Source organism: Bacillus sp. RIT 809, assembly GCF_016892495.1.
GTDB classification, from domain to species: domain Bacteria; phylum Bacillota; class Bacilli; order Bacillales; family Bacillaceae_G; genus Bacillus_A; species Bacillus_A cereus_U.
The window spans coordinates 182,493-195,185 of sequence record NZ_JAFEMR010000003.1 but is presented as its reverse complement, the minus strand read 5'-3'; the positions used below and the strand labels follow the sequence as shown (position 1 = coordinate 195,185).

Here is a 12,693-nt window from a genome sequence, read left to right as displayed (position 1 = left end):
GTATGTCACAGTCGCTAATTGTTGCACTAGATTTTCCAGGGAAACAAGAGGTAGAACAATTCTTACATCACTTTGAAGGGGAAGAGTTATTTGTCAAAGTGGGTATGGAGTTATTTTACAAAGAGGGTCCTGCAATTATTACGTACTTAAAAGAAAAAGGGCATAAGATTTTTCTAGATTTAAAACTTCATGATATTCCGAATACGGTAAAAAGCGCTATGCGTAGCCTAGCTAGTCTAGATGTAGATATGGTAAATGTTCATGCTGCTGGGGGAAGTAGTATGATGAAAGCTGCGATTGAGGGATTAGAGGAAGGTAAGCAAGAAGGAAAAGAGAGACCGATTTGTATTGCAGTTACACAACTAACAAGCACTTCGGAAGCTATGATGAAAAAAGAGATTGGTATTGAGAAAACGTTAGAAGAAGCGGTTGCTCATTCTGCAAAATTAACGAAAGAAAGTGGACTTGATGGCGTTGTTTGTTCAACACTTGAAGTACCAAAATTACGTGAAGTATGCGGAAATGAATTTGTAACAGTAACACCGGGGATTCGTCTTGCAAGTGATGATGTGAATGACCAAGTGCGCGTAGCAACACCGAAACGTGCGAGGGAACTTGGTTCAAGCTACATCGTAGTTGGACGTAGTATTACAAAAGCAGAAAATCCGCTTGAAGCGTATAAAACAGTAAAACAACAGTGGGAAGGTGTAACAGTATGAAAAAAGAAATCGCATCGCATTTATTAGAAATTGGAGCAGTATTTTTACAACCGAATGATCCATTCACTTGGTCTTCTGGTATGAAATCACCAATTTATTGTGATAATCGTTTAACTTTATCTTATCCAAAAGTACGCCAAGCGATCGCAGCTGGATTAGAAGAATTAATTAAAGAGCACTTCCCAACTGTAGAAGTTATTGCAGGAACAGCAACTGCTGGTATTGCGCACGCTGCATGGGTAAGCGATCGTATGGATTTACCAATGTGCTACGTACGTAGTAAGGCAAAAGGTCACGGTAAAGGGAACCAAATCGAAGGAAAAGCTGAAAAAGGTCAAAAAGTAGTAGTAGTAGAAGACTTAATTTCAACTGGCGGTAGTGCAATTACATGTGTAGAAGCACTTCGCGAAGCTGGCTGTGAAGTATTAGGAATCGTATCAATCTTCACGTACGAGCTTGAGTCAGGAAAAGAGAAACTAGAAGCAGCAAACGTAGCATCATATTCTTTAAGTGATTACAGTGCATTAACTGAAGTTGCAGCAGAAAAAGGTATGATCGGACAAGCTGAAACGAAAAAATTACAAGAGTGGCGTAAAAATCCAGCTGACGAAGCTTGGGTTACAGCGTAACACGAAAAAAGACGACTGTGTGGGGAAACGCAGTCGTCTTTTTTTATAAAAAAATAGTAATGGTCATCATTAGTTACTACTTTGATAATATTCATACCCTCTTACAAACAATAGAGTCATATAAGAAACGATAAATGAGAAGATGCTGTACATACCGACCCAAAAGAAAAACTCTGGAGTAAAGGCGATAACACCTATTATTAAAAAACTAGCAAACGTTACAATCGGCATTACGTAATACGTTTTCGTTCTACGTGTTCCAATAACAGAAACGATAAAGATAAGTAATGGACAAAGAAATAAGACGAAAATCAATTCATTCATAGTTATGTCCCCTTTTCTAATTGCAGTAATCTGTTCTTCGTAAACGTTTTGAAATAAATACTCTCTTAATATAATTTCGCTAACATATACATAATCCCTTTTGAAGGTCAGGATGTTTCAATACTTAACCTGAAAAAACGTAAGCAAGTATTGTCTTGCTTACGTTACAGAATAAACATCGCAACGATCGTGGTGACAATTAAGCCAATCACAACCGGTAAAAAGTTTCGGCGTGCGAGTTCAAACGGATCTACTTTACAAATGGCAGCGGCAGGAATAAGCGCCCAAGGAATTAAGGTCCCGCCCCCGGTCCATATGGCAGCGATTTGTCCGAGTGCTGTTAGGGTAGCTGTTCCATGGCCAAGTGCTGTTCCGAAAAGATTGGCAATTGAACCAGCGAGTGATATACCTGAAAAACCAGATCCATCTAATCCTGTTATAACACCAACGATAGTTAATGTCCCAGCCGATACATATTGATTTAAAGGAACTGTTTGAGACAAAGCGATTCCTAAGTCGTTAATGATTCCGTGTGAACCTTTCGGTAAATAGCCTCCAATAATTTTCACAAAGCCGCTATCTCCTAAATAAAAAAGTGCAGCAATCGGAATAACTGGACCAAAAATTTTAAATCCAAATTGGAGCCCTTTTATAAAATAATCGGTCGTTTTATTTAGGCCATTTCCTTTGTAGGCGATGAGAGAAATGATGATAATCATAATAACTGTCGTTCCGCCGATTAGCGCTGTAGCATCGCTTCCTTGTAGTTTAAACTGCATCATACAAAGGATATCAATGATATATACGATAGGGATACATATAGCGAGCCATTTCTTTATGCGAGGAGATAATAAAATAGTAGTTTTAGATGGTTCAGTTGATGAAGAAGAGTCTTGCAACGATAATCCTGTATGAAATTCTTTTCGTAAGAAGAAAAATGCGACAGAAGTTGTCACAATGCCCATAACGATAACGAGGGGAACACTGGCAGAAACAACGCTAGAAACAGGAAGTCCGGCGGCGTCTGCGGTTAATTTCGGAGCACCTTGAATAACGAAGTCGCCGGATAAAGCGATACCGTGTCCGAATAAGTTCATAGCAATCGCAACTCCAATCGGTGGAAGGCCGACGCGTACAGCGACTGGTAATAAAATGGCCCCCATTAACGCGACAGCTGGAGAAGGCCAAAAGAAGAAGGAAATTGTCATCATTAATAGACCGATAATCCAGTAGGCGAGTGTAGGTGTACGAATCATCTTTGTAAATGGTGAAATCATCGTATCATTTATGCCAGTATGAACGAGTAGATTGCTCATCGATACGATAATGGAGATGATTAATATAGTTGGTAATAGTTCGGTAATGGCGTAAATGAAGCTTTGGAAAATACCGCTAATGGCAAGAGGAATAGAACTTGTTGCGGTTAATGCTAACAAAAAGATAAAAACGATACAAATGATCGTCGTATCTTTCCGGAGAATAAAAAAGGTAATGATGGTCAGTAAACAAAGAACATAGAGAGCGTGTAAAAGCGTTAATTCAACTCCCATAACATTCACATCCTTTAGGCGTTCGTGTAGTTTATTGTATGAAAGCAGTGAAAGTATGTGAGTATAGGAAAAAGAAAAAATGAAATTTCATGTACTGTAATGGTAAGAAATAAAAATGGATGATACAATACAATTAATCCTAAAAATGGAATTCGAGGAGGGGTAGAATGGGGGATAGTACGGATGAGAGAAAAAATAGGGTATTATGGTGTACTTGCTTGTTTAATATTATCTATCATTTCAGGACAATTTCTTAAAAGTGAATGGATAGGCGTTATATTATGTATAGGCGTACTGTTTTTTGCTCCTTTGTACCGCTGGAGTGAATGGAAAGCATATAGTCGAAAAAAGAAAATTGTTCTTAGTATCGAGTTTGTATTTGTAATTAGCACGATTCCGTTTTTGTTATTGAAAGGAAATGAGATAATAGATGGAATTGTAATTTTTCAAGGGTGGTTATTTATCGCGAAATTGTTATATTTAATATGCATTCTAATAGCGCTAGCGGTGGTCGCTAAAAAAGTAAACGAAAAGCTATTCGCTAATGAATAAAAGAAAATGCCACTGAATAAGGTGGCATTTTCTTATTTTACTGAATGTGCTTTTTGCATCTTTTTAATTAAACGAATTTGTCCGCGATGATTGATTTCATCTTCAAATACGTGAAACCATTTAAAGTAGTTATTTGCTGGTTTGTCATGCCAAAAATCTGTCGTTTTAAATAGCCATTCATCAGGTAACGATTGAAATGTTTCAATCGTTTTAGAGCGCACTTCTTGTAACGTATTTATGTAAAATTCTATTGAGTTGCCTTTTATTTTCTCGCGTCCAAGATTTCCTAACTCAACAGCAGGTAACCAGTGTTCTAATTCTGCATCTGTTGGTTCATGATCTTCAAAGGTATGAATTTGGTAGTAAAATTCAATAGCAGCCATATGGTACAAAAGCATACCAATTGAGTTTGCTTCATCATCATACAAATAATCAAGTTCTTCAATTGTTAAGCCTTCGGCAGCCTGCATTGTTGTATAGCGAGCGTAATTCATCATGGAAACAAGTTTTGAAAATTCAAGCTGTAAACCATCTATCTTATCGATTACAAAGTTCAATTAAAATCCCCCCTCTTTAAACAATTACTCCAGAGAAGGAATTCTATGTGTAAAGAAAAAACTCCTGTTTAAAAGTTCATGATTTTTAACAGGGAATGACAATTAGTTCCCGATTTGCCTTTGTAATAACCTCATAGCCTTCTTTTGTAATGACGATATCGTCTTCAATTCTACAACCGCCCCAGTTCGGTATGTAAATACCCGGCTCAACTGTAACAACCATACCTTCTTGTAAAGTTGCCTTACTTTCTTGGGATAGGCGAAGCGGTTCATGTATTTCTAACCCGAGACCGTGCCCGGTAGAGTGGCCAAAGTATTGACCGTATCCATGTTCTGTAATGTAATCTCTCGTTATATCATCGATACTTTTCGCAGTTTCTCCAGGTTTAATGGCTTCAGTTCCACGCTTCAATGCTTCTAATACAACATTATATATTTTTTTGAATTGTTCTGATGGTTCGCCGATTGCTACAGTACGTGTTAAATCGGAACAATATCCGTTATAAAGCGCACCGAAATCTAATGTAATCATATCGCCTCGTTCAATGATTTTATTTGATGCAACGCCATGAGGAAGAGAAGAACGAACACCAGAAGCTACAATGATTTGAAACGATGAGGACGTAGCTCCTTTTTTTCGCATGAAAAATTCTAATTCATCTCGGACTTCAGTCTCGCTTATTCCCGGTTTTAGAAAGCTGAGAATGTGTTGGAAAGCTTCGTCAGCAATAGTAGCGGCAATTTTCATTGTTTCTATTTCGGGTGTGTCTTTAATAATACGAATATCTTCGATGATTTCGCACACCTGAACGATTTCCGCATGTATGTATTTTTGTAAGTTTTTATATTGTTGCAATGTCATGTTATTTTCTTCAATTCCAAGTTTTTGAATGTTTAATTTCGATACTTGATTTGCAACTTCTTTCTCTAAATTTCCTGTATGCATAATAATTTCAGCGTCTTTTATTTGTGATTTTGCCTGATCTACATAGCGAAAATCAGTTATAAAAACAGCGTTATCCGCAGAGATTAAGACGACGCCAGCGCTACCTGTAAAGCCTGTTGCATATTGGCGATTTTCTTTTTTTGTAATAAGTAATCCGTCAATTTCATAGTTTTTTAGTTGATTTTGGATTTTATTAATTCTTAAAGTCATGTTAATTCCCCCTTTTCACAGTATTGAATAAAGCAAATAGCGTGCCAAAAAATATCTTTAGAGAAAAGATAGTGGGAATTACATATGTTTTAGAGAAGATAAGAAATTTAGCCCATTATTTGTGGGCGGTGGGCTGCTCGTGAAATACAGATTACTGCAATTAGCAGTTGGGAGAATGAAAAAACATCAACTCAAGATTCACTTTCTTTACACACTGTCAAAAAATTTATACAAATATGAAATAGCACTGTCAAATTTTTTGACAATATTGAAGTTAGGAAAGTAAAGTTAAAGCAATTGCTACAGATGAAAATAATGGAACGATGAGATATATCAAAGCTGCAGATGAAAAATATAAGATGACAAAAGAAAGATGTTATGAATTAGTGAATGGGTATATGAACTAAGCTGAAAACATAGAAAAAATGCGTTGCTTGCTAGCAACGCATTTTTAAGTATTTACGCTTTTAATTTCATTACTGTATCAGCATCTGGTGTTACATATAATGTTTGTTGATTGTCATATGTAACAAATCCAAGTTTTGCACCGCTCGGTTTTTTGACATGGCGTACCTTTGTGAAATCTACAGGAACAGAGCTAGAATCTTTTGCTTTACTGTAATAAGCAGCGATTTTAGCGGCCTCATGTAAAGTCTCTTCCGTAGGTTCAAGAGAACGAATGACAACGTGGGACCCAGGTATGTCTTTCGTATGTAACCAAATTTCATCGCGACGGGAGAATTTCGTTGTTAAATAATCATTTTGCTTATTGTTTTTACCGACGAAAATTTCTGTACCATCACTAGCTAAATATTTGTCCAATACTGGTTTTGTCGGTTTTTTCTTTGCATTTTTCTTCTTACGATTGCGCACATAACCTTCTTCGGCCAGTTCTTCACGAATCTCTTCAATATCTTTTGAAGAAGCAGCCTCCATTTGTTGAAGTAAGCTATCAAAATAAAGAATTTCTTCATTTGTTTTTACGATTTGTTCTTCTACAATAGCAACTGAATTTTTCGCTTTTTGGTACTTTTGGAAATAGCGTTGTGCATTTTCAGATGGTGTTTTTAAAGGATTTAATGTGATTTTTACAGTCCCACCATTTTCGTCGTAATAGTTAACGACTTCAATCTCTTTATCACCTTTTTTCAAGGCGTACATATTGGCTGTAAGTAGCTCTCCAAATAGTTGATATTTATCTGCTTTTCCGGCATCTTGTAATGTTTTTTCCAGTTTAATTAGTTTCTTTTCATTTTTTGACTTCTCATTTTGCATAAATCGTTCTAAATCGTGAGCTTGTTGTTTTACACGATCGCGCTCAGCTTTACCAAAGAAGAAACGATCTAATAATACACTAACAGATGAAAATGTTTTTTCATTTCCTTGTAAGTGAGAAAGAGGGAATAGGTAAAAGAACTCTTTTCCATTTGCTGTTATCATTGCTGGCACGTACTGATGTGTTAGCAATGGTTTTTGCAAGCTGAAGAAAGCTTCAGATAATGCTTTTTCATTTGCCATACCTGCTTTTTTTACAACTTCTTTTGCAAATAATGGGGAAATTCCCATGAATGCTCCGACAAGTTGTTTGTCCATGTTGCCAGATAAAAAGTCGAGCGGTTTAATGAAATCATCTTCTGTTTCGATAAGAAGCGGATTAACTTTATGTTGTGCTGGTGGGGCAACATATTCAGCTCCAGCATATACAGTACGATGTCGGTTTACCGCTAAAGAAACGTGTTTTAAGCTATCTAAAATAACATTTGTTTTCGTATCTACTAAGATAATATTACTGTGTCGTCCCATTATTTCGATTACTAATGTTTTTACTGATTCGTCACCGATTTCATTACGACTGCGGACTGTAATTTGAATAATACGTTCTAAGTCAATTTGTTCAATTTTTTCAATAAATCCACCTTCTAAATGCTTGCGAAGAAGCATACAAAACATCGGCGGTAGCGCTGGTGAATCGTAGTTTTGATTTGTTAAGTGCATACGCGCATATGTAGGGTGAGATGAAAGAATCAGCTTTTGATTTTTTCCGTTTGCTCGAATATGTAATAAAACTTCATATTTTGAGGGTTGATATATTTTTGAAATTCTTCCTGTTTGAAGAGAATTTGCAATTTCATGTGTAATTGCTCTTGTAAATAATCCATCGAATGCCATGAATGAACACTCCTTTCTAACTAAAAGTTAATTATAGCATTTTTTTGGACGAGGCTGAATAAGCTTTCATTAGAGTATGTCTGGAATCAGGAGGTCGATGGCAGGATGAATTGGTATGAAATGCGAGCACATGAAGTGGAGGAAAGAACGAATACGAATGTGGAGGTAGGTCTTACAGAGCAAGAAGCAGAGGGCCGATTAAAGAAATTTGGTACAAATGAATTGCAAGAAGCAAAGCGGCCTTCTGCGCTTATGGTGTTTTTAGCGCAGTTTAAAGATTTTATGGTACTTGTTTTATTTGGTGCTACAATTATTTCAGCTTTTTTAGGAGAGTATATTGATTCGATTGCAATTGTTGCAATTGTTATTATCAATGGTGTCCTCGGTTTTTTTCAAGAGAGGAAAGCTGAAAAATCGTTGGAAGCTTTAAAAGAATTGGCAGCTCCTCAAGTTACTGTACTAAGAAATGGGAAGTGGATAAAAGCGCCGTCAAAAGCACTTGTACTAGGTGATATTATTAAGTTTTCTAGTGGTGACCGTATTGGCGCGGATGTTCGCCTTGTGGAATCTTCAAGTTTATATATTGAAGAATCGGCTCTTACAGGAGAGTCATTGCCTGTACAAAAGAAGGTAGAGGCGTTACAAGGCCAAGATGTTTCAATTGGTGATCAAAAAAACATGGCATTTATGGGGACGATGATAACGAGAGGTGCTGGAACAGGAGTAGTCGTAGCGACTGGAATGAATACAGCTATGGGGCAAATTGCAAATATGTTGCAAAATGCTGTACAAATGGAAACGCCATTACAAAGAAGATTAGAACAGCTTGGGAAAATTTTGATTATTGTTGCTCTTATTTTGACAGCTCTTGTTGTATTAGCTGGTGTATATCAAGGGAATGAAGTGTATCACATGTTTTTGGCTGGGGTTTCACTTGCTGTTGCAGCTATTCCAGAAGGATTACCAGCTATCGTTACGGTTGCGCTATCACTTGGTGTACAGCGTATGATTAAAAAGAGGGCAATTGTGCGAAAGTTACCAGCTGTAGAAACGTTAGGCTGTGCTTCTGTTATTTGCTCAGATAAAACAGGAACAATGACACAAAATAAAATGATGGTAACACATATGTGGTCAGGCGGAGAATTGTGGAAAGTAACAGGTCAAGGCTATGAGCCGGCAGGTTCGTTTATGAAAGGTGAAGAAGTAATTGACCCTACTAAGACGAAATCATTGTATCAACTACTTACATTTGGCTGTTTATGTAATAATGCGAATGTTATTCAAAAGAAAAAGACGTATGTGTTAGATGGAGATCCAACAGAGGGAGCTCTCGTTGCGGCTGCAATGAAGGCGGGAATATCACGTGAAGCTCTTAAAGGAAAGTTTGAAGTCATTCGTGAATTTCCTTTTGATTCAACTAGAAAAATGATGAGCGTTATCGTTCGTGATCGTGAAGGTAAAAAATTTGTTATTACAAAAGGAGCACCAGATGTTCTTTTGCAAATGAGTCAAACAATTTTGTGGGGAAATAAGCAGCAGCCTTTAAGTGAAATGTATCGAAAAGAAGTGCAGGCAGCGATTCATAGTTTAGGAAGTCAGGCTTTACGAACGATTGCGGTGGCATTTAAACCGTTAAAAGCTACAGATTCAATTGAACACGAAAGAGAAGTTGAACAGGATTTTATGCTTGTTGGAATACAAGGAATGATCGATCCGCCAAGACCAGAAGTGGCGCAAGCGGTGAAAGAGTGTAAGGAAGCTGGTATTAGAACGGTAATGATTACGGGAGATCATAAAGTGACAGCAATGGCAATTGCGGAACAGTTAGGGGTTTTACCAGCGGGTGGACGCGTTGTTGAAGGTGTAGAACTTGCGAATATGGATGTAGAGGCATTAGAAGATATTGTAGAAGATACGTATGTATTCGCTCGTGTGTCTCCTGAGCATAAATTGAAAATCGTTAAGGCGCTGCAAAATAAGGGGCATATAGTAGCTATGACAGGTGATGGAGTGAACGATGCTCCAGCTATTAAAACAGCTGATATAGGGATTGCGATGGGAATTACAGGGACAGATGTTGCAAAAGAAGCTTCTTCACTTGTGTTGTTAGATGATAACTTTGCTACGATTAAATCGGCGATTAAAGAAGGTAGAAACATATATGAAAATATTCGGAAGTTTATTCGGTATTTGTTAGCATCTAACGTTGGTGAAATTTTAGTTATGTTATTTGCGATGTTACTGGCACTGCCATTGCCGATGGTTCCAATTCAAATTTTATGGGTGAACTTAGTTACTGACGGTTTACCAGCGATGGCATTAGGTTTGGATAAGGCTGAAGGAGATGTGATGAAGAGAACACCACGCCATCCGAAAGAAGGGGTGTTCGCTAGAGGGCTTGCGTGGAAAATTATAAGTCGTGGTTTTCTAATCGGAGCAGTGACATTAGTAGCGTTTATTATTGCATTTAACCAGCATCCGAATGAATTGAAGTATGCACAAACGGTAGCCTTCGCAACATTAGTACTGGCTCAGCTTATTCATGTATTTGATTGTCGTAGTGAACATTCTATATTTCACCGCAACCCGTTTGGAAATATATATTTAGTAGGGGCGGTTATTATTTCTTTACTGTTAATGCTTGTAGTTATATATTATCCACCATTACAGCCGATTTTTAGCACAATGCCGATACAAGCACGAGATTGGTTGTTAATTGGGGGATTATCATCTATTCCTACCTTCTTATTAGTAGGATCCTTATTAACAAGAAAAAAGGAAAAAAAGAAAAAGCCACTGTTATATAAGAAGGGATTAAACTTGAAATAGTCAATGATATGAAAATATGATATAATTTACAGAAGGTAGTAGAGTTGCATCTCTATTACCTTTTTCATTGAGTTATTTCATGGCTTGGATGTGATAAAGATGATTTGTAGTATGACAGGATTTGGAAGATCGAAGGTAGAAAACGATACTTTTCAAATAACAGTAGAAATGAAGTCGGTGAACCATCGTTTTTTAGAAATGAGTATTCGGCTTCCAAAGCAAATGATGGTGTTTGAAGACAAGATTCGTAAAATAATTGCAAAGCAAGTTCGCCGTGGACGTATTGAAGTGTCTATTAGTATAACAGGTGAAGGGCTTGTTGAAAGAAAATTAACTGTGAATTGGGAACTTCTTGAACAGTACCAATCCATTATGGAAAATATAAAAGGGAAATTTCAATTACAAGATTCTATTACACTCGGGCAACTAATGAGAATGCCAGAAGTAACGGCAGTTGAAGAAATAGAAAATGTAAATGAACAATTTGAAACCGGTTTATATGAGGCTGTTCGCCAAGCTGCTCATATGTTGAAAACGATGAGAGATGGCGAAGGAGAACGATTACATAAAGATATAGCATATCGTTTGCAAGAGATTCATAATTGTGTAAATGCAATTATTCCACATGCACCAATTGTCACACAAAAATATCGTGAACGATTAGAAAATCGCTTAAAAGAATTACATAATCAAGATTTAGATGAACAACGATTGTTGACAGAAATAGCAATATTTGCAGAGCGTTCAGATATTCACGAAGAATTAGTTCGATTACAGAGTCATTTAGATCAATTTCGTGAAGCACTGCAAATTACAGAGCCTGTTGGAAGGAAAATGGACTTCATTGTGCAAGAGATGCATAGGGAAGTAAATACGATAGGTTCTAAGGCAAATGACTTAACAATTTCAAAATATGTCGTAGAAATGAAAAATAACCTTGAAAAAATTCGTGAACAAGTACAAAATATTGAGTAGCTTTCAAAAAATATATAAAGTTATACGTGGTGGAGAAATCGGATAGACTTACTAGGAGGCGCAAACTATGGCCATGCGGTTTTTAAATATTGGATACGGAAATATTGTATCTGCTCATCGAATTATTGCTATTGTAAGTCCGGAGTCAGCTCCTATTAAACGAACAGTACAGGAAGCGCGTGAACATAATGCTTTGCTTGATGCTACGTATGGGAGAAAAACAAGGGCGGTTATTGTTATGGATGATGGGCATGTAGTATTAAGTCCAATTCAGCCAGAGACGATTGCACATCGTTTGAATAATAAAGAAGATTTAAGTGAGGAAGGGTAGGTTTTACATATTTATGAGAAGTAGAAGAGGATTGCTCATCGTTCTTTCGGGACCTTCTGGTGTCGGGAAAGGAACGGTCCGAAAAGAGCTGTTTAGCCATGAAGACACACGTTTTCAGTACTCTATTTCAGTAACGACACGTAAACCGCGTGAAGGTGAAGTAGATGGTGTGGATTATTTCTTTAAAGAGAGAGAAGAATTTGAAGAAATGATTCGTAATGAAAGGTTACTTGAATGGGCTGAGTTCGTTGGTAACTATTACGGAACACCGATTGATTATGTTGAAAAAACGTTACAAGAAGGAAAAGATGTGTTCTTAGAAATTGAAGTGCAAGGAGCAATTCAAGTTAAGAAAGCCTTCCCTGAAGGTGTATTTATTTTCTTAGCACCTCCAAGTTTATCTGAACTAAAGAACCGAATTGTCGGCCGTGGTACAGAAACTGAAGATGTTATTGAAAATCGTTTAACTGTAGCGAAAGAAGAAATCGAAATGATGGACGCTTATGACTATGTTGTAGAAAACGATCAAGTTGAATTAGCTTGCGACCGAATTAAAGCAATTGTGGTTGGTGAACATTGCCGCCGCGAAAGAGTGGCAAAATACTATAAAGAAATGACGGAGGGTCTATAATTATGTTAAATCCATCAATTGACTCATTATTAACAAAAATCGATTCTAAATATACACTTGTAACAGTAGCTGCAAAGCGTGCACGTGAAATGCAAATTGCTGACAATTGTGTTATTGAAAAGCCTGTTTCTCATAAATGTGTAGGTAAATCATTAGAAGAAATCGATGCAGAAGTATTAAAATATGTACCATGCGATGACAAAATAATCGATTAAGACATTCTTTTCGACAAATTAAAACATAGACTTTATAATTTTCTATGTAACGGTAA

Annotated in this window: 13 protein-coding genes and 1 pseudogene; 9 read left to right on the top strand and 5 right to left on the bottom strand. The window is 36.9% G+C overall.

The features are described from left to right. The first annotated feature begins 2 nt into the window (after positions 1-2). Positions 3-719, top strand: coding sequence for an orotidine-5'-phosphate decarboxylase (gene pyrF, locus JTF23_RS05265; RefSeq protein ID WP_204208244.1), 717 nt, complete (start codon positions 3-5; stop codon positions 717-719). After that, positions 716-1,348 carry an orotate phosphoribosyltransferase gene (gene pyrE / locus JTF23_RS05260; RefSeq protein WP_000711455.1) on the top strand — a complete coding sequence of 211 codons (633 nt, stop codon included), beginning with the start codon at positions 716-718 and terminating at the stop codon, positions 1,346-1,348. The genes pyrF and pyrE overlap by 4 nt, the downstream gene beginning before the upstream one ends. A gap of 69 nt (positions 1,349-1,417) precedes the next feature. On the opposite strand, the gene JTF23_RS05255 is transcribed toward pyrE, so the two are convergent. Further along, positions 1,418-1,672, bottom strand: coding sequence for a YbeF family protein (locus tag JTF23_RS05255; RefSeq protein ID WP_016106017.1), 255 nt, complete (start codon positions 1,670-1,672; stop codon positions 1,418-1,420). A gap of 164 nt (positions 1,673-1,836) precedes the next feature. Continuing rightward, complete coding sequence (locus JTF23_RS05250) at positions 1,837-3,222, bottom strand: hypothetical protein (protein WP_204208243.1); 1,386 nt, start codon at positions 3,220-3,222, stop codon at positions 1,837-1,839. A gap of 183 nt (positions 3,223-3,405) precedes the next feature. On the opposite strand from JTF23_RS05250, the gene JTF23_RS05245 reads away from it, so the two are divergent. After that, positions 3,406-3,774, top strand: coding sequence for a YoqO family protein (locus tag JTF23_RS05245; protein ID WP_002160714.1), 369 nt, complete (start codon positions 3,406-3,408; stop codon positions 3,772-3,774). A gap of 32 nt (positions 3,775-3,806) precedes the next feature. On the opposite strand, the gene JTF23_RS05240 is transcribed toward JTF23_RS05245, so the two are convergent. Continuing rightward, positions 3,807-4,331 (bottom strand): DinB family protein, encoded by a 525-nt coding sequence (locus JTF23_RS05240; RefSeq protein ID WP_204208242.1) that lies wholly within the window; start codon positions 4,329-4,331, stop codon positions 3,807-3,809. An 85-nt stretch (positions 4,332-4,416) separates the two neighbouring features. Continuing rightward, positions 4,417-5,487 carry a M24 family metallopeptidase gene (locus tag JTF23_RS05235; protein ID WP_204208241.1) on the bottom strand — a complete coding sequence of 357 codons (1,071 nt, stop codon included), beginning with the start codon at positions 5,485-5,487 and terminating at the stop codon, positions 4,417-4,419. A 278-nt stretch (positions 5,488-5,765) separates the two neighbouring features. Between JTF23_RS05235 and JTF23_RS05230 the strand changes: the two are divergent. Continuing rightward, a pseudogene (locus JTF23_RS05230) lies at positions 5,766-5,894 on the top strand (lysozyme inhibitor LprI family protein); the annotation flags it as partial. A 52-nt stretch (positions 5,895-5,946) separates the two neighbouring features. Here JTF23_RS05230 and JTF23_RS05225 read toward each other — a convergent pair. Then, positions 5,947-7,656, bottom strand: a complete 1,710-nt coding sequence (locus JTF23_RS05225) for an Rqc2 family fibronectin-binding protein (RefSeq protein ID WP_002160718.1) — start codon at positions 7,654-7,656, stop codon at positions 5,947-5,949. 105 nt (positions 7,657-7,761) lie between these two features. Here JTF23_RS05225 and JTF23_RS05220 point away from each other — a divergent pair, with 105 nt between their 5' ends. The 5 genes from JTF23_RS05220 to rpoZ all read left to right on the top strand — a co-directional run bounded on the left by JTF23_RS05220 (position 7,762) and on the right by rpoZ (position 12,637). Beyond that, on the top strand, positions 7,762-10,485 hold the full coding sequence (locus JTF23_RS05220; protein WP_016106013.1) for a calcium-translocating P-type ATPase, SERCA-type: 2,724 nt from the start codon (positions 7,762-7,764) through the stop codon (positions 10,483-10,485). 99 nt (positions 10,486-10,584) lie between these two features. Then, complete coding sequence (locus JTF23_RS05215) at positions 10,585-11,460, top strand: YicC/YloC family endoribonuclease (protein ID WP_002160720.1); 876 nt, start codon at positions 10,585-10,587, stop codon at positions 11,458-11,460. A gap of 67 nt (positions 11,461-11,527) precedes the next feature. Beyond that, a complete protein-coding gene (gene remA / locus JTF23_RS05210; protein WP_001251456.1) occupies positions 11,528-11,791 on the top strand; it encodes an extracellular matrix/biofilm regulator RemA in 264 nt (87 codons plus the stop codon). 13 nt (positions 11,792-11,804) lie between these two features. Beyond that, the gene (gene gmk / locus JTF23_RS05205; protein ID WP_002173127.1) at positions 11,805-12,422 is read left to right on the top strand and encodes a guanylate kinase; all 618 of its coding nucleotides are present in this window, start codon (positions 11,805-11,807) and stop codon (positions 12,420-12,422) included. A gap of 2 nt (positions 12,423-12,424) precedes the next feature. Further along, positions 12,425-12,637, top strand: coding sequence for a DNA-directed RNA polymerase subunit omega (gene rpoZ, locus JTF23_RS05200; protein WP_002111403.1), 213 nt, complete (start codon positions 12,425-12,427; stop codon positions 12,635-12,637). The last annotated feature ends 56 nt before the right edge of the window (positions 12,638-12,693 follow it).